The organism is Streptomyces sp. SudanB182_2057 (assembly GCF_964272715.1).
In the GTDB taxonomy this organism is placed as follows: domain Bacteria; phylum Actinomycetota; class Actinomycetes; order Streptomycetales; family Streptomycetaceae; genus Streptomyces; species Streptomyces rubradiris.
This window is the reverse complement of the sequence record NZ_OZ186798.1, coordinates 903,898-923,871: the sequence shown is the minus strand read 5'-3', so window position 1 is coordinate 923,871 and position 19,974 is coordinate 903,898. Positions and strand designations below refer to the sequence as shown.

General features: G+C 76.5%; 1 protein-coding gene. It reads left to right on the top strand.

The genetic code is table 11. The annotated features are described in order from the left end of the window. Positions 1-8: 8 nt before the first annotated feature. On the top strand, positions 9-19,892 hold the full coding sequence (locus ACSURM_RS03710; protein WP_436953430.1) for a non-ribosomal peptide synthase/polyketide synthase: 19,884 nt from the start codon (positions 9-11) through the stop codon (positions 19,890-19,892). Positions 19,893-19,974 lie beyond the last annotated feature (82 nt).

The window sequence follows — 19,974 nt, the reverse complement described above, 5'->3', positions numbered from 1 at the left end:
CGACGACCATGACGTCTTCGACCCCTTCCAACCCCTCCGGCTCCTCCGCAGGTGCCGCCCGTCCCTCCGGCCCGTCCCGGCGGGACCGCGCCGAGGCGCTGCCCGAGGAGATGCGGGAGGCGCTGCGGCGGCGCCTGGGCGGCCGGGCCGCCGACGGCGCCCCGGCCGCCCGGCGGGGCATCCCGCGCGCCGACCGGGACCGCCCGCTGCCGCTGTCGTCCGCCCAGCGGCGCCTGTGGTTCCTGGACCGGCTGCGGCCCGGCGACGCCCGCTACAACAGCGCGGTCGCGGTCCGCCTCACCGGCGCGGTGGACCACGAGGCGCTGCGCGCCGCCCTCGCCGCCGTCGTGGCCCGGCACGAGGCCCTGCGCACCACCTTCGAGGAGACCGACGGCCGCCCGGCGCAGCGCGTCCACCCGGCGGGCCCGGTGCCGCTCCCGGTACGGGACACCGGCGACCTGGAGGCGGACCTGCTGGCGGAGTACTCCCGTCCCTTCGACCTGCGGCACGGACCGCTGCTGCGCGCCCTGCTGCTGCGCGAGTCGGCGACCGCGCACGTCCTGCTGCTGACGGCACATCACATCGTGACGGACGGCTGGTCGATGGGCGTGGTGCTGGACGAACTGTGCGCCGCCTACGACGCCTTGGCGCGCGGCGTCACCCCCGAGCTGCCCCCGGTGCCGACGCAGTACCCGGACTTCGCGGTCTGGCAGCGCGCACAGCTCTCCGGCCCCCGCCTGGAACGCGAACTCGCCCACTGGAAGGAGAAGCTGGCCGGGACGGTGGCGCCCGAGCTGCCCCTGGACCGGCCGCGGCGCGGCGAGGAGGCGGGCGAGGGCGCCGTGCACACCTTCACCGTCCCGGCCCCCCTGACCGCGCGCCTGCGCGACCTCGCGGCCGAGCGGCACAGCACCCTGCACACCGCGCTGGTAGCCGCCGTGCAGGCGCTGCTGGCCCGCTGGTCCGGGCAGGACGACATCGCCGTGGGCTCCCTCACCCCCGGCCGACCCCGCACCGACCTCGAACGGACCGTCGGGTTCTTCGTGAACACCGTCGTGCTGCGGACCCCGGTGGACGCCTCCGGATCCTTCCGCGACCTGCTGACGAAGGCCGCCGACACGGTCAGCGACGCCTTCGCCCACGGCGACACGCCGTTCGAGCGGATCGTGGAGGCGGTGGGCGCGCCCCGCGAGGCGGGCCGCAACCCGCTGTTCGACGTGATGGTGCTGCTGCACCCCGCCCCGCCCGCCGCGACCGCCCCGCGCGGTCTCGCCACCACCCCCGTGGCCGTGCCCCGGCGGGCGGCCACCTTCGACCTGAGCATCGAGTTCGTGCCGGACGGCGCGGGCCTGACCGGACTGCTGGAGTACCGCACCGACCTGTTCGACGCCGGCACCGCCGAGCGGCTGGCCGGACAACTGCTGCGCCTGCTCCAGGGCGCGGCCGAGGCACCGGACCGCCCGCTGGACAGCCTGCCGCTGCTGTCCGGGGAGGAGCTGCGGCAGGTCCTGCACGACTGGAGCGCCGGCCCCCGGCAACCCCTGCCCGAGGCCACCCACCCGGAGATCTTCCAGCGTCGCGCGGCCCGCACCCCGGGTGCCCTCGCCCTCGTCGCGGGCGGCGAACGGCTGGACTACGGCACGCTCAACGCCCGCGCCAACCGGCTCGCCCACCACCTCATCGCGCTCGGCGCCGGACCGGAACGGCTCGTCGCGCTGCGGCTGCCGCGCACCGCCGACATGATCACCGCGATCCTCGCCGTGTGGAAGGCGGGCGCCGGCTACCTGCCGCTGGACCCGGCGCTGCCCGAGGAACGCGTCCGGTTCCTGCTGGACGACGTCCGCCCGGCCCTGGTCCTGGACGAGGCCGCGCTGCGCGCCGTACCCGCGACCGGCCCGGACACCGACCCCACCGACGCCGACCGGCGCGCCCCGCTGGACGCGGAGCACACCGCGTACGTCATCCACACCTCCGGCTCCACCGGCCGCCCCAAGGGCGTCGCCGTGCCCCACCGCGCGGCGGCCCACCTGCTGGCCGCACACCGGTCCGGCTTCGTCGTCGAGGCGGGCGGCGGCCCGCTGCGGGTCGCGCTCACCGCGTCCTTCTCCTTCGACACCTCCCTGGAAGGCGTGCTGCTGCTGGCCGACGGCCACCCGCTGCACCTGGTGGACGAGGACACCCGGATGGACCCGGCCGCCCTGGTCGGGTACGTGGTCGAGCACCGCATCGACTTCCTCGACCTCACCCCCTCCTACCTGCGGCAACTGCTGCCCGCCGGGCTGCTCACCGACCCCCGGCACCGTCCCCGCGTCCTCATGCTCGGCGGCGAGCCGGTCGGGCCCGCGCTGTGGCGGGAACTGGCCGCCCACCCGGACGTGACCGCGTACAACTTCTACGGCCCGACCGAGAGCACGGTCGACGCGCTGTCCTGCCGGATCGACGGCCGCGACCGCCCGCTGGTGGGCCGCCCGCTGCCCGGACTGCGGGCGTATGTGCTGGACGCCCGGCTCCGGCCGGTGCCGCCCGGCGTCGGCGGCGAGCTGTACCTGGCGGGCCCGCAGCTCGCCCGGGGCTACACCGGCCGGCCGGGGCTGACCGCGGCCCGCTTCCTCGCCGACCCGTACGGGGCGCCGGGCGAGCGCATGTACCGCACCGGTGACCTCGCCCGCTGGACCGCCGACGGCCGCCTCGACTACCTCGGGCGCGCCGACGACCAGGTCAAGGTGCGCGGCCACCGCATCGAGCCCGGCGAGATCGAGGCCGCCCTGCTCGCCCTGGACGGCATCGCCGCCGCCGCGGTCGTCGCCGTGCCCGACCCGCACGGCCACACCCGCCTGGCCGCCTATGTCGTCCCCGCGCCCGGCGCGCCCCGGCCCGCCCCCGCCGACCTGCGGGCGGCCCTGCGCCGGGTGCTGCCCGAGGCGCTGGTGCCCTCCTCCTTCACCCCGCTTCAGGCGCTGCCGCTGACCACCAGCGGCAAGCTGGACCGCCGCGCCCTCCCGGCCCCCGAACACAGCGTGGAGGAACGGAAGTTCACCGCACCACGCACCCCGGAGGAGGAACTCCTCGCCGGCATCTGGGCCGAGGTGCTCGGGGTGGACCGGGTGGGCGTCACCGACAACTTCTTCGAGCTGGGCGGCGACTCCATCCTCGGCATCCAGGCCGTCTCCCGGGCCCGCGCCGCCGGGCTCGACATCGGCTCACGGGACGTCTTCCGCCACCAGACGGTCGCCGACCTGGCCGCCGCCGCGCCCCGCCGCACCGCCGCCGTCCCCGCGCCCCGGCGCCCGCGGGAGGACGGGCCCGCCCCGCTCACCCCGGTCCAGGAATGGTTCTTCGCCACGCACGGGCCGCTGCGCCACTTCGGCATGTCGATGCTGCTCGACCTGCCCCACGACCTCGACGAACGGGCACTGGAACGGGCGCTGGACGCGGTGGTCGCCCGCCACCCCGCCCTGCGCACCCGCTTCACCCGCACCGAGGACACCTGGTACCAGCACCCCGGCACCGGCCCGGCCGACGGGCTGCTGACCCGCTGCGCCCCCGGCACCCCGCCCGCCGAGGCGGCCCGAGCCGCCCGCGCCGCGCTGGACCCGGCCACCGGCACCCTGCTGCGCGCCGCCCTGCTCACCGGCCCGGACCGCCCGCGACTCTTCGTCACCGCCCACCACTTGGCCGTCGACAGCGTCTCCTGGCGGATCCTGCTCGCCGACCTGGAGACCGCCTACCGGCAGGCCGCGGCGGGCCGGGATCCCCGACTGGAGCCCGAACACACCCCGTTCACCACCTGGGCGCGCGCCCTCGCGGAACGGGTCCGGTCCGGCGGCCTGGACGACGACCTGCCCTACTGGACACGGGAGACCGCCGAGCCGCCCGCCCCGCTCCCCGTCGACCTGCCCGGCACCCCGCTCGCCGGATCCGTGCGCACGCTCCGCACCCGGGTGGACCGGGCCACCACCGAGGCCCTGCTGCGCAAGGTGCCCGGCGTCTACCGCACCCAGGTCAACGACGTGCTGCTGAGCGCGCTGGGCCGGGTGCTGGCCGACTGGACCGGCACCGACCGGGTGACCGTCGCCCTGGAGGGCCACGGCCGCGAGGAGGACCTGGCCGCGGGCGCCGACCTGGCCCGCACGGTCGGCTGGTTCACCACCCAGTATCCGGTCACCCTCACCCCGGCGGGCCCCGACGACTGGGGGGCCACCCTCAAGGCCGTCAAGGAACGGCTGCGGGCCGTACCCCGGCGCGGCCTCGGCTACCAGGCCCTCGGCCACCTCGGCTCACCCCGGCCCGAGGCCCGGGCACTCGGTGAACTCCCGCTGCCGCAGGTGTGCTTCACCTACCACGGCCAGTGGGAGGCGCCCGCCGGAGGCGACTTCGCGCCCGCCGCCGACGTACCCGGCCCCGACATGGACCCCGGCGCGCCCCTGGACCACCTCCTGGACGTGTCCGCCCTGGTCGCCGACGGCGAGCTGGAGATCACCTGGCACTACAGCGATCAGGTGCACCACACCGGCACCGTACGCCGGCTGGCCGACGCCATGGTGGCCGCGCTCGCATCCATCGCCGAGCACTGCGCCCGGCCCGGCGCGGGCGGCCGTACCCCCTCCGACTTCCCGCTGGCCCGCCTGGACCAGGCCGCGGTGGACCGCCTGGTGGGCGACGGACGGGACGTGGAGGACCTGCTGCCGCTCACCCCGCTCCAGGAGGGCATGCTCTTCCACCGGCTGGTCGGCGGACCGGACGACGTGTACGTGGACCAGGCCGCCCTCCTGCTGGACGGCGTCACCGACCCCGACGCCCTCGCCCTGGCCTGGCAGCGGGTGACCGACCGCACCCCGGCCCTGCGCACCTCGGTGGTGTGGGAGGGCGTCCCCGTGCCGCTCCAGGTCGTCCACCGGCAAGTCGCCGTACCCATAGAGCAGGTGGACTGGCGGGAGCTGGACGAGCGGGAGCGGGACGCGCGGCTGGAGCGGCTGCGCGCCGACGACCTCGCGCGCGGCCTGGACCTCGGCACGGCACCGCTGACGCGGCTCACCCTGATCCGGCTGCCGGACGCCCGGCTGCACCTGCTGTGGACCTCCCACCACCTGATCCTGGACGGCTGGAGCCTCGCCCAGGTGCTCACCGACGTGTTCGAGGAGTACGCGGCCCTCACCGCCGGCACCGCGCCACGGCCCCCGGCGCGGCGGCCGTTCGGCGACTACGTGCGCTGGCTGGCCGGCCGGGACACCGAGGCCGCCCGCGCGCACTGGCGGACCGTCCTCGCCGGGTTCGCCACCCCCACCCCGCTGCCCGCCGACCGCGTCCGCCGCCCCGGCCACGAGACCCGCTCCGGCCGCGTGCACACCGCCGCCCTGTCCGACGAGGTCTCCGCACGCCTCGCCCGCACCGCCCGCGCGGCCGGACTCACCCTCGGCACCGTGGTCCAGGGCGCCTGGGCGCTGCTACTGTCCCGCTACGCCGCCGAGCCGGACGTGCTGTTCGGCACCACCGTCTCCGGCCGCCCCGACGACCTGCCCGGCGCCGAGTCCATGGTGGGCATGTTCATCAACACCCTGCCCACCCGCGTCCGCGTGGACGACGCGGGCACCGCGGCCGACTGGCTCCGGCGCCTCCAGGAAGAGCAGGCCGAGGCGCGGCGGTTCGCCGACGTGTCCCTCGCCGAACTGACCGCGCTGAGCGACGTACCCGCCGGCAGCCCGCTGTTCGACAGCATGGTCGCCTTCGAGAACTACCCCTTCGACCAGGCGCGTTCCGCCGCCACCGGCATCCGCCTGGCCGACGTCTCGGCCCGCGACGCCACCAACTACCCGCTGGTGCTGCGCGCCTGGCAGGGCGAGCGGTTCGGCTTCGACCTCGGCTACGACCCCGAGCTGTTCGACGCCCCGACCGTACGCGCCCTCGCCGGCCGGCTGTGCCTGCTGCTCACCGAGCTGGCCGACGACCCGGACCGGCCCGTGCGCGCCCTCGCCTGGACCACGGCCGAGGAGCGGCACCGGATGCTGACGGACTGGAACGGCACCGCCGAGGGCCGGCCCGCCGGCACCCTGGACGCCCTGTTCACCGCCCAGGCCGCCCGCACCCCCGACGCCGAGGCCGTCAGCTACGGCAGTGAACGGCTCGACTACGCCACCCTGGACGCGCGTTCGGGACGGCTCGCGCACCGGCTCGCCGAACTCGGCGCCGGGCCCGAGACGTTCGTCGCCCTCGCCCTGCCCCGCTCCACCGACCTCGTCGTGGCCGTCCTCGCCGTCCTCAAGACCGGCGCCGCCTACCTGCCCATCGACCCCGCCCTGCCCGCCGAGCGCGTCCGGCACCTGCTGGACGACGCCCGGCCGGTGGCGCTCGTCACCACCGGGCGGACCCTGGCGGACACCGGCGCGGCCCGGGTGGCGCTGGACGACCCGGAGGTGCGCGCCGACCTGGCCCGCCGCCCGGCCGCCGGCCCGCCCCGCCGCGCGCTGCCCGAGAGCCCGGCCTACGCCATCTACACCTCCGGCTCCACCGGCCGCCCCAAGGGCGTCGTCGTCCCGCACGCGAACGTCGTCCGGCTGTTCACCCGCACCCGGGACTGGTTCGGCTTCGGCCCCGACGACGTGTGGACGCTGTTCCACTCCTACGCCTTCGACTTCTCGGTGTGGGAGCTGTGGGGCCCGCTGCTGCACGGCGGCCGGCTGGTGATCGTCCCCGAGGACACCGCCCGCTCCCCGGAGGACTTCCTGCGCCTGCTCGCCGATGAACGGGTCACCGTCCTCAACCAGACCCCGTCCGCCTTCTACCCGCTGATCCGCGCCGACGCCGAACTGCCCGAGGTGAGCCGGGAGCTGGCGCTGCGCACGGTGGTGTTCGGCGGCGAGGCGCTGGACGTCACCCGGCTCACCGACTGGTACGCCCGCCACCCGGACACCGCGCCCCGCTTGGTGAACATGTACGGCATCACCGAGACCACCGTGCACGTCACCTACGCCCCGCTGGACGCCCGGGCGGCCCGCGCCGGCACCGCGAGCCCCATCGGCACCGGCATCCCCGACCTCAGGCTCTACGTCCTCGACGGCCGCCTGGAGCCGGTGCCGCCCGGCGCCGTCGGCGAACTCTACGTAGCCGGCGAGGGCCTGGCCCGCGGCTACCTGGGCCGCCCCGGACTCACCGCCACCCGCTTCCCCGCCGACCCGTTCGGCCGCCCCGGCACCCGCATGTACCGCACCGGCGACCGCGCCCGCTGGCGGGCCGACGGCACCCTGGAGTACCTGGGCCGCGCCGACCAGCAGGTGAAGATCCGCGGCTACCGCATCGAGCCCGGCGAGATCGAGGCCGCCCTGCACCGCCACCCGGGCGTCGGCGCGGCCACCGTCGGCGTGTACGAGGACGCCGCCGGCACCCGCCGGCTCGTCGCCCACGTCGTCGGCACCGGCACCGGCGACCGCGCCGTACCGCCCCCCTCCGCCACCGAACTCCGCGCCCACCTGGCGGGGTCGCTGCCCGCGCACATGGTGCCGGCCGCCTATGTGCCGCTGGCCGCGCTGCCGCTCACCGCCAACGGCAAGCTCGACCGGCGCGCCCTGCCCGCGCCCGGCCCCGACGGCTTCGCCGCCGACGCCGGCCGGACCCCGCCGCGCACCCCCGCCGAACGGCTGGTCGCCGCCGCCTGGACGGACGTCCTGGACACCGACGAGGTCGGCGCCGACGACGACTTCTTCGCCCTCGGCGGCGACTCCATCCTCGCCGTGCGCGTCACCTCCCGGCTGCGCGCCGCCTTCGGCACGGACGTCTCGCCCCGGCTGCTGTTCACCCACTCCACGCTGTCCGGCCTCGCCGCCGAACTGGGCGAGCCCCGCACCGGGAGCACCACCGCCGACGCCATCCCGGCCACCGGCCCGGACACCCCGGCCCCCCTGTCGTACGCCCAGCAACGCCTGTGGTTCCTCGACCGGTTCGAGCCGGGCGGCACCGCGTACACGACCCTGTCCGTGCTGCGCCTGCGCGGCGCCCTGGACACCGGCGCGCTCGGCACCGCGCTGGACGGCCTGGTCGCCCGGCACGAGGCGCTGCGCACCACCTTCGCCGAACACGACGGGCAGGCACGGCAGTCCGTGCACCCGCCACGGCCCGTGGACCTCCCGGTGGACGACCTCGCGGACAGCGCCGCGCTGGACGCCCTGCTGGACCGCGAGGCCGCCACCCCCTTCGACCTGGCCGCCGGGCCGCTGCTGCGGGCCCGCCTGGCCCGGCTCGCCGCCGACGAGCACGTCCTCGTGCTGGCCGTCCACCACATCGTCACCGACGGCTGGTCCGGCGGTGTGCTGGCCCGGGACCTCGGCGAGCTGTACACGGCGGCCCTGGAAGGCCGCCGCCCCGACCTGCCCGGCCTGTCCGTCCGCTACGCCGACTACGCCGCCTGGCAGCGTGCCCGGACCGAGCGGGCGGACGCCGACCTCGCCTACTGGCGCGAGGCCCTGGACGGCGTGGTCCCGCTGGAACTGCCCACCGACCGGCCGCGCCCCGCCGTCCGCACCCGTGAGGGCGCCCTGCTGACGTTCACCCTGCCCGCCGCCCTCACCGAGCGGCTGCGTGAGCGCGGCCGGGAAGCCGACGCCACCCTCTACATGACCCTGGTGACGGCATGTCAGGTGCTGCTCGCCCGCTGGGCGGGCCAGGAGGACGTCACCGTCGGCACCGTCACCGCCGGCCGGGAGCGGCCCGAACTGCACGACGTGGTCGGCATGTTCGTCAACACGCTCGTACTGCGCGCCCAGGTCCGCCCCGACCTGTCCTTCCGGGAGCTGCTGGCCGAGGTGCGCACCACCGTCCTGGAGGCGTCCGCCCACCAGGAAGTGCCCTTCGAACGCGTCGTGGACGCCGTCCAGCCCGAGCGGGACACCAGCCGTACGCCGCTGTTCCAGGTCATGGTCGCCCTGCACAACCTCGACGCCGAGCCGCCCCGGCTGCCCGGCCTGACGGTGGAACCGGTCACCCCGCCGGTCCGCACCGCCGGCTTCGACCTCGCCTTCGACTTCGTGGAGACCGACGACGGCCTCACCGGCCATCTGGAGTACAGCACCGGCCTGTTCGACGCCGACACCGCCGAACGCCTCGCCGCCCGGCTGCGCGTCCTGCTGGAGGCCGCCGCCGACGACCCCGGGCTGCGAGTGGGCCGGCTGCCGCTGATGACTGGTGACGAACGGCACCAGGTGCTCCGCCACGGCCGGGGCGCCCCGCTGCCCACGCCGGACACCACCTTCCCCGCCCTCTTCGAGGCCCAGGCCGCCCGCACCCCCCACCACACCGCTCTGGCCGCCCGCGACACCATCCTCGACTTCGCCGCGCTCAACCGGCGCGCCAACCGGCTCGCCCACCACCTCATCGCCCGGGGCGCGGGCCCCGAGGACGTGATCGCCGTACGCCTGCCGCGCACCACCGACCTGATGGTCGCCCTGCTCGCGGTCCTCAAGGCGGGCGCCACCCTGCTCTGCCTGGACCCCCAACTGCCCCGGCAGCGGCAGGACCTCCTGCTCGCCGACGCCCGCCCGCACACCCTGCTGACCGGCCTCGACGAGGTGCTCTGGGACCGGCTGCCCGACCGCGACCCGACCGACGCCGACCGCGTCCGGCCCCTGCTGCCCCGGCACACCGCCTACCTCGTCTACACCTCTGGCTCCACCGGCCGCCCCAAGGGCGTCGCCGTCGAACACCGGCAGCTGGTCAACCTCTGCCACGACCACCGCGAGGGCCTGCTCGCCCCGCACACCGCGGACGGACGCAGGCTGCGCGCCGCGCTCAGCGCCTCCTTCTCCTTCGACACCTCCTGGGAGGGGCCCCTGCTCCTCGCCCTCGGCCACGAGGTGCACCTCATAGACGAGGACGTCCGCCTCGATCCGCGCGCGTTCTGCGCCCAGGTCGCCGAACACCGCCTGGACCTGGTCAACGTCACCCCGACGTTCCTGCGCGAACTCACCGCCGCCGGACTGCTCGCCCCCGGCCGCCACCACCCGCGCCTGCTGCTCGTCGGCGGCGAGGCCGTCACCCCGGCGGACTGGCGCGAACTCGCCCGCGCCCAACGGGAGCTGGGCGTGGCCGTGTACAACATGTACGGGCCCACCGAATGCACCGTCGACGCCGTCTACGGCCGTACCGCGGACCGCCCCGACCGCCCGGTCATCGGCCGCCCCGGCGGCGGCCTGCGCGCCTACGTCCTCGACGGCGCCCTCGGCCCGGTGCCGCCCGGTGTGCCCGGCGAGCTGTACCTGGCCGGGGCGCAGGTCGCCCGCGGCTATCTGAACCGGCCCGGCCTCACCGCCGCCCGCTTCCTCGCCGACCCGTTCGGCGCGCCGGGGGAGCGGATGTACCGCACCGGGGACCGGGCCCGCTGGGGCCGGGACGGGCTGCTGGAGTTCCTCGGCCGGGCGGACGAACAGGTCAAGATCCGCGGATTCCGCATCGAGCCCGGCGAGGTGGAGGCCGCCCTGCTGGATCACCCCGACGTCGCCGACGCCGCGGTGGCCGCCCGGGAACACGCCGGCCGGCTCATGCTCGTCGGCTATGTGGTGCCCGCCGCCGGCCGCGTCCCGTCCGCCGACGCCCTGCGCCTCGCGCTGCGCCGCACCCTGCCCGACCACATGGTGCCCGCCGCGTTCGTCCCGCTCACCCGCGTCCCGCGCACCACCAGCGGCAAGACCGACCGGCGCGCCCTGCCCGCCCCGCCCGAGCGGCCCGACGGCGCCACCCCCTACGTCGCCCCCCGGCCCGGCACCGAGGAACGCCTGGCCGCGATCTGGGCCGAGGTGCTCGGCGTCGAACGCGTCGGCGCCCGCGACAACTTCTTCGCCCTCGGCGGCGACTCCATCCTGAGCATCCAGATCGTCTCCCGTGCCCGGCAGGCCGGACTCGCGCTCACCGCCAAGGACGTCTTCCGGCACCAGACCGTCGCCGAACTCGCCCTGAGCGCCAAGGAATCCGCGCCGCACACGGTCGTCGAGGAGACCGGCGAGGCGCCGCTCACCCCCATCCAGCACTGGTACCTGGACGGCCGCGACCCCGCCCGGCCGCTGCGGTTCACCATGACCCAGCGCCTGGAACTCGCCGCCGGCACCCGCTCCCCGGCGCTGGAGCGGGCCACCGACGCGGTCGTCCGCCGCCACGCCGCCCTGCGCACCCGGTTCCGCCACACCGCCGACGGCTGGCGCCAGGAGGCGCTGCCCGAGGCACCGGACGGCGTGTTCACCCGGCACGACGTGGCAGCGCTGGACGACCCGGCGCTGGAGCGCGAGGCCGACCGGCTCACCCGGCAGGCACAGGCGGCCCTCGACCCCACGGCCGGGCGGGTCGTCCGGGTCCTGTTCCTCGACCGGGGTCCGCGGCGGCCGAGCCAACTGGTGATCACCGCACACCACTTGGTGATCGACGGAGTGTCCTGGCGCATCCTGCTCGCCGACCTGGAGGCCGCCCACCGGGCGGCGGCGGCCGGCCGGCCCGCCGACCCGCCCGCCACCGGCACCCCCTACGGCCACTGGGCCGCCCGCCTTGAGCGGCACACCCGCTCCGGCGCCCTGGACGCCGACCTGCCGTACTGGACCCGCACCGGCGAGGCCCCCGCCGAGCTGCCCGCCGGACGCCCGGGACCGAACACCCACGGCACCGCCGCCACCCTCACCGTCACCCTGGACCAGCCCACCACCGACGCCCTGCTGCGCCGGGTCCCGCAGACCTACCGGACCCAGGTCAACGACGTCCTGCTCGGCGCCCTCGGCCGCACCCTGGCCCGCTGGTGCGGACGCGACACCGTGCTGCTGGGCGTCGAGGGCCACGGCCGGGAGGAACTGTTCGAGGACGTGGACCTGTCCCGGACCGTCGGCTGGTTCACCGCCGAGTACCCCCTGGCGCTGCGCGTCGCCCCGGACGCCGGCTGGCACGACACCCTCCGCTCGGTCAAGGAACAACTGCGCGCGGTCCCGCTGCACGGCCTGAGCCACGGCGCCCTGCGCCACCTGCTGCCCGGCAGCCCCCTCGCCGGCGCCCCGGCCCCGCGGGTCGGCTTCAACTACCACGGCCAGTGGGACGCCGACGGCACCGACGGCCTGTTCCGCGCCGCGCTGCCCCCGACGGGAGGCGACACCGACCCGGACGAACCCCGCCCCTACCTGCTGGACATCACCGGCGTCGTCCAGTACGGCCGCCTCGAACTCGGCTGGACCTACCCGGCGGCCGTCTACGACGAGGCCACCGTCCGCCGGCTCGCCGAGGACACCCTCACCGCCCTGCGCGAGATCGTGGCGCACTGCGCGGACCCCGCGGCCGGCGGCCGCACCCCCTCCGACTTCCCCCTCGCCGGCCTCGGCCAGGACCAGCTGGACCGGCTCGTCGGCACCGGCCGGCACACCGAGGACGTGCTGCCGCTCACCCCGCTCCAGTCCGGCATGCTCTTCCACGGCCTCGTCGACACCGCGCACGCCTACTTCGACCGCACCGCCGTACGGCTGTCCGGGGTGGCCGACCCGCGCGCGTTCGCCGCCGCCTGGCAGCAGGTCGCCGACCGCACCCCGGCGCTGCGCACCAGCGTCCACTGGCACGGCCTGCCCCACCCCGTCCAGGTCGTCCACCGCCACGCCGAACTGCCCGTCACCCACCTCGACTGGCGCACCCTGACACCCGCCGAGCGCGCCGAGGCCACCGAGCGGCTGCTCGCCGAGGACCGCGCGGCCGGCCTGGACCTCACCCGCGCGCCGCTCACCCGGCTCACCCTGGCCGCCCTGCCCGGCGACGAGGTGCTGCTGCTGTGGTCCACCCACCACATCGTCCTCGACGGCTGGAGCACCGGACAGCTGCTCACCGAGGTCTGCGCACGCTACGCGGCCCTCACCGGCGGCCCCGAGGAGGCGCCCCCGGCCCGGCGGCCCTTCGCGGACTTCCTGCACTGGCTGCGCGCGCAGGACGAGACGGCCGCCGAACGGCACTGGGCGGACGCGCTCGCCGGGTTCACCGCCCGCACCCCGCTGCCGTACGACCGCACGCCCGCCGAGGCCCACCGGACCCGCTCCGCCGCCGCCGTCCACCGCGAGCTGGACCCCGAGGTCTCCCGGCGGCTGCGGGACGGCGCCGCCCGCGCCGGACTCACCGTCAACACCGTGGTGGAGGGCGCCTGGGCGCTGCTGCTGGCCCGCACCGGCGGCCGGGACGACGTGGTGTTCGGCACCACCGTCTCCGGCCGCCCGGCCGAATTGCCCGGCGTGGAGGGCATGATCGGCATGTTCGTCAACACCGTGCCGACCCGGGTCCGGGTCCCCGCCGGGCCGGTGCTGCCCTGGCTGCGCGGCCTCCAGGAACGGCAGAGCGACGCCCGCCGCTTCGACTTCCTCGCCCTGCCCCGTATCCAGGCCGTCGGCGAAGTCCCGCCCGGCGAACCGCTGTTCGACAGCATGGTGGTGTTCGAGAACTACCCCGTGGACGAGGCGGCGACCGCCCGCACCGGCGTCCGGGTCGAGGAGGTGCGCGCCGACGACGCCACCACCTTCGCCTGGTGCCTGCGCGCCCACCTGGACGAACGGCTCGGCTTCGAGCTGGCCTACGACCCCGCCCTGTTCGACGCCGGCACCGCCGAGCGCGCCGCCGGCCGGCTGGCCGCACTGCTCACCACCCTCGCCGACGGCTTCGACACCGACCTGGCCGCCCTCGACCTGCTCACCCCGGCCGACCGCGAGCTGCTGGCCGCCTGGAACACCACCGCCCGCCCGGCCGACCCGCGCAGTCCCGTGGACCTGTTCGCCGAGCAGGCCCGCCGCACCCCGGACGCGGTCGCGGTCCACGACGGCGACCGCGAGCTGACCTACCGCGAACTGCACGAGTGGGCGAGCGCGTTGGCCGGACGGTTGCTGGCCGGCGGGCTGGCGCCCGAGGACCGGGTGGCCCTGCTGATGGACCGCTGCGCCGAACTCGTCGTCGCCCAGCTCGCGGTCCTGCTGGCCGGCGGCGCCTACGTCCCCGTCGACACCCGCGCCCCCGAGGAACGCCGCCGCACCCTGCTCGCCCAGGCGGGCGCGACCACCCACCTCACGACAGCGGACGTGACCGCCACCCGCCCCGGAACGGCGGGGCACCGCCTGCCGCCCGCCGACCCCGACCGGCTGGCCTACGTCATGTTCACCTCCGGCTCCACCGGGCTGCCCAAGGCCGTCGCGGTACGGCACCGGGACGTGGCGGCGCTGGGCACCGACAGCAGGTTCGGCGGCGGGGTGTGCGACCGGGTGCTGCTGCACTCGCCGGTGGCGTTCGACGCGGCCACCTTCGAGGTGTGGGCGCCCCTCCTCAACGGCGGCCGGGTGGTCGTGGCGCCCGGCGAGAGCGTGGACGCGGCCCTGCTGCGCCGGCTCGCCGACGGCGGCGGGCTCACCGCGCTGTGGCTGACCGCCGGACTGTTCCGGCTGCTCGCCCAGGACGCCCCCGACTGCTTCCGGGGCCTGACCCAGGTGTGGACCGGCGGTGACGTCGTCCCCGCCCCCGCCGTGCGCCGGGTGCTGGCCGCCTGCCCCGGACTGACCGTCGTGGACGGCTACGGCCCCACCGAGACCACCACCTTCGCGACCTCCTTCGCCCTCACCGACCCGGCGGACGTACCCGGCACCGTCCCCATCGGCCGGCCGCTGGACGACATGCGGGCACACCTCCTCGACGCCCGGCTGCGCCCCGTACCGCCGGGCTGCCCGGGCGAGCTGTACCTGGCCGGCGAGGGCGTCGCCCGCGGCTACCTGGGCCGGCCCGGCGACACCGCCGCCCGCTTCCTCGCCGACCCCTTCGGCCCGCCCGGCACCCGCATGTACCGCACGGGCGACCTGGCCCGGCGGCGCCCGGACGGCACCGTGGAGTTCCTGGGCCGGGCCGACGACCAGGTCAAGATCCGCGGCTTCCGGGTCGAGCCGGGCGAGGCCGAGGCCGCGCTCGCCGCCCACCCGGGCGTGACGGACGTCGCCGTCCTGGCCCGCGAGGACCGGCCGGGCGCCAAACGGCTCGTGGCCTACGTCGTCGGAGAGGCCGGCCGGGACGCCGAGGAGCTGCGGGCCTTCGCCGCCCGCACCCTGCCCGACTACCTCGTGCCCGCCGCCGTGGTCCCACTGGCCGCCCTCCCGCTCAGCCGCAACGGCAAGGTCGACCGGGCCGCCCTGCCCGCGCCCGAGGCCCTGCCGGGGCGCGCCCGGACCGAGCCCCGCACCGAGGCCGAGCGGCGCACGGCGGCCGTCTTCGCGGAGGTGCTGGGCAGCGAACCGCCCGGTGTGGAGGACGACTTCTTCCAGCTCGGCGGCGACTCGATCCTGAGCATCCGGCTCGCCTCCCGCCTCGCCGAGGACTTCGGCACCGACATCACCCCGCGCGCGGTGTTCACCCACCCCACCCCGGCCGCCCTGGCCCGCCTCCTCTCCACCCGGCGCGGATCCGGCCGCCCGGCGCCGGCCCGGGCCGACCGCGGCGCCGTCGCCCCGATGTCCCACGCCCAGCAACGCCTGTGGTTCCTCCAGGAGTTCGAGCCCGGCGGCACGGAGTACGTCACCGCGCTCGCCCTCCGGCTGCGCGGCACCCTGGACACCGGAGCGCTCCGCGCGGCCCTCGACGCCGTGGTGGCCCGGCACGAGTCCCTGCGCACCACCTTCGACAGCGTCGACGGGCGCGGCGTCCAGATCGTCCACCCGCCCCGGGAGGTGCCGCTGCCCGTCCGCGACCTCTCGCAAGTCGCCGACGCCATCAGGGAGCCGGAGGTGCGGCGGCTGCTCGCCGAGGACCGCGCCCGCCCCTTCGACCTGCGCGAGGGACCGCTGCTCAGGACCGGCCTGATCCGGCTCGGCGAGCAGGACCACGTCCTGTCCCTCGCCCTGCACCACATCGTCACCGACGGCTGGTCCACCGCCGTCCTGCTCGGCGACCTCGCCCACCACTACCGAGCCGAACTCGGCGCGGCCGAAGCGGAGCTGCCGCCGCTGCCGGTGCAGTACGCCGACTACGCGCACTGGCAGCACACCACCGGGGACGGCGACGCCGACGAGCACCTCGCCTACTGGAAGGAGCGGCTGGCCGGCACGACGCCGCTGGAACTGCCCACCGACCGGCCCCGCCCGCCGGTGCGCACCAGTTCGGGCGCGAGCACCCGGCTGACCGTGCCCGCCCCGGCCGTCGCCCGGCTCACCCGGCTCGCCCGGGACCACGGCACCACCCTGTTCACCACGCTGGTCGCCGCCGCCCAGGCCTATCTCGCCCGGCTCTCGGGCGCCGAGGACATCACCGTGGGCACCGTCACCTCCGGCCGCGACCGGCCCGAGACCCAGAACCTGGTCGGGTTCTTCGTCAACACCCTGGTGCTGCGCTCCCGTGCCGAGGCGGCACGGCCGTTCTCCGCGTTCCTCACCGACGTACGGCAGACCGTCCGCGACGCCTTCGCCCACCAGGACGTGCCGTTCGAACGGGTCGTGGACGCCGTCCAGCCCGAGCGGGACACCAGCCGCAGCCCGCTCTTCCAGGTCATGGTCGTCCTCCAGAACACCCCGGCCGCCGCCCTCGACCTGCCCGGCCTGGACGTCACCGACGTCGAACCGGAGTCGGAGCAGGCCGCGTTCGACCTCACCGTGGAGTTCGCCGAGACCGGCACCGGCGCCCTGCACGGCCTGCTCACCTACAACACCGACCTGTTCGACGCGGCCACCGCCGAACGGATGGCCGCCCAGCTCGGCACCCTGCTGCGCGCCGTCGCGGAGGACCCCGGCCGCCCGCTCGGCGCCCTGCCGCTGGCCTCCGACGACCAGCTGAACGCCCTGGCGGCGCACGGCCGGGGCACCTTCCGCCCGGTGCCCGAGGCCACCCTGCCCGCCCTGTTCGAACGGCAGGCGGCCCGTACCCCGGACGCCGTGGCGCTGATCGACGGCGACCGCGAACTGACCTACGCCGAGGTCGACCGGGCGGCCAACCGGCTGGCCCACCGGCTCCTCGCGGACGGCGTCGGACCGGAGCGCGTGGTGGCCCTGGCGCTGCCCCGCTCGGCGTCGACCGTGGTGGCCCAGCTCGCCGTCGCCAAGGCCGGCGGCGCCTTCCTCCCCGTGGACCCCGACTACCCCGCCCCCAGAAGGGAGTTCATGATCCGGGACGCGGGCGCCCACCTGGTCCTCGCCGACCCCGCCGAGGTGTGGACCGCCGCCGGACCGGACACGGCGCCCACCGACGCCGACCGCGCCACCGCGCTCACCCCCGCCCACCCCGTCTACGTCATCTACACCTCCGGCTCCACCGGCACCCCCAAGGGCGTCGTGGTCACCCACCGGGGCCTGGCCTCCTTCGCCGCGGCGGCCGCCGACCAGTACGCGGCGGGCCCCGGCGACCGGGTCCTGCAGTTCGCCTCCCCGAGCTTCGACGCCTCCGTGCTGGAACTATGCGTCTCCCTGCTCGGCGGGGCCGCGCTGGTCACCGGCGAGGAAGGGCCACTGGTCGGGGAGCGGCTCGCCGAGGTGCTCGCCGCACGGGAGATCACCCACACCCTGATCCCGCCGGCCGCGCTGGCCACCGTACCGCCCCAGGCCGCCGCCGCCCTGCCCCGGCTGCGCACCCTCATCGTGGGCGCCGAGGCATGCCCCGCCGACCTGGTCGACACCTGGGCCCCCGGCCGCCGGATGATCAACTCCTACGGCCCCACCGAGGCCACCGTGGTCGCCACCTGGACCGGCCCGCTGACCCCGGGCACCGGCACCCCCTCCATCGGCCGCCCCGCCGGCACCACCCGCGTCCAGGTGCTCGACGCCGCCCTGCGCCCCGTACCGCCCGGCGTGACCGGCGAGCTGTACGTCTCCGGGCCCGGCCTGGCCCGCGGCTATCTGGGCCGGCCGGGACTGACCGCCCAGCGGTTCCTGCCCGACCCGTCCGGGGCGCCGGGGGAGCGGATGTACCGCACCGGGGACCTCGTGCGGTGGACCGCCGACGGCCGGCTCCGGTTCGCCGGACGCGCCGACGACCAGGTCAAGCTGCGCGGCTACCGCATCGAACCCGGCGAGATCGAGAGCGCGCTGCGCCGCAGCCCCCTGGTCCGGGACGCGGCCGTCGTCGTCCGCGCGGACCGGCCCGGCGCACCGGCCCGGCTCGTCGCCTACGTCGTCCCGGCGGAACCGGACGGCACCGCCCTGCCCGTCGGCGAACTGAGGCTGCACCTGGCCGGGTCGCTGCCCCCGCACATGGTCCCCTCCGTCTTCGTCCCGCTGGAGCGGCTGCCGCTCACCCCGAACGGCAAGACCGACCGCCGCGCGCTGCCCGCGCCCGGCCCCGCCCAGGCCGCGGACGGACCGCGCACCGCGCCGCGCACCGACACCGAACGCCGGATCGCCCGGATCTGGGCCGATGTGCTGGGCATCGAAGAGGTCGGCGCCGACGACAACTTCTTCGCGCTCGGCGGGGACTCCATCCTGAGCATGCAGGTCGTCTCCCGGCTGCGCCGCGACGGACTGCACGTGGCCACCCGGGACCTGTTCACCCACCAGACCGTCGCCGACCTCGCCACCGTCGTCCGCGCCGCGCCCCGGCGGTCCGCCGACGGCCCGGTCACCGGCGAGGTGCCGCTCACCCCGATCCAGCACTGGTTCCTCACCACCCCGCGCGCCGCCCACCACCACTTCAACCAGTCGGCACTGCTGGAACTCGACGGCACCCCCGACCCGCGCGCCCTGGGCGCCGCACTCGACGCGCTGCTGGAACACCACGACGCCCTGCGCATGACGTTCACCCAGGAGCCCGACGGCTGGCGGCAGTTCAACCCGCCGCCCGCCACCGGTCAGGACATCCTGACCCGGCACGACCTGACGGGCCTGTCCGCCGACGACGCCGACGCCGCCATGGCCAAGGCCGCCGACGAACTCCACGCGAGCTTCGACCTGGCCCGCGGCCCGCACCTGCGGGCGGCCCTGTTCACCGGCGCGGCCGACCGGCCGGTCTTCCTCCTCCTCGTCGCCCACCACCTGGTCGTGGACGCCGTCTCCTGGCGCATCCTGCGCGACGACCTGGAGACCGCCTACCGGCAGGCCCGCCACGGCGGCCCGGTCACCCTGGGGGAGCGGAGCACCAGTTTCCGGGAGTGGTCCCGGCGGCTCGCCGCACACGTCGCCGAGGGCGGACTCGACCACGAACTGCCCTACTGGGAACAGGCGGTGGACACCGAGGAGTCCCCGATGCCGGCCACCGGCGCCGGACCGGCCGCCACGGTGGACGTGGAACTCGACGAGGAGGACACCACGGCCCTGCTGCGCTCCGCCCCCACCGCCTACCGCACCCGCGTCAACGACGTCCTGCTCGCCGCCCTCGCCCTGGCCCTGGCCCGCTGGACGGGACGCGACCGGGTCCGCCTGGACCTGGAGGGACACGGCCGCGAGGACCTGCTCGACGGCGTCGACCTGACCCGCACCGTCGGCTGGTTCACCACCGTCCACCCCGTGGCCCTCCAGGTGCCCGACCCCGGCGCCCTCGGCCCGGACCGGGACTGGCGGTCGCTGGTGAAGTCGGTGCGCCGCCAGCTGCGCGCCGTACCCGGGAACGGCATCGGCTTCGGCGCGCTGCGCACCTTCGGCCCGCCCGAGGTCCGCGAACGCCTCGGCGGCACCGCGCACAGCCAGGTGGTGTTCAACTACCTCGGCCAGTGGGACGCCCGGCCCGACACGGCGGACGGCGGCCTGGTCCGCGCCGAACACGGCTCCTTCGGACAGGACCACGACCCCCGGGACCCCGGCTCCCACCCACTGGAGGTGGTCGGCGCCGTCCAGCACGGCCGGCTCGCCTTCACCTGGCACCACCGGCCCGGCGTCCACGACACCGCGACCGTGCGCCGGGTGGCCGAGGAGTTCGCCACCGCCCTGCGCCACCTCGCCCGGCACGCCAGGGGAGGCCGGTGACGACCCCCCGCCCCCGCGCCCCTCACGGCCCCCGCTCACCACCCACCCGCCCGCGACCCCCCACATGCCCACCCGCACACCG

Bases quoted from the DNA above. Each gene is read 5' to 3' on its own strand.
- ACSURM_RS03710 (WP_436953430.1), top strand. From the start codon at position 9: ATGACGTCTTCGACCCCTTCCAACCCCTCCGGCTCCTCCGCAGGTGCC.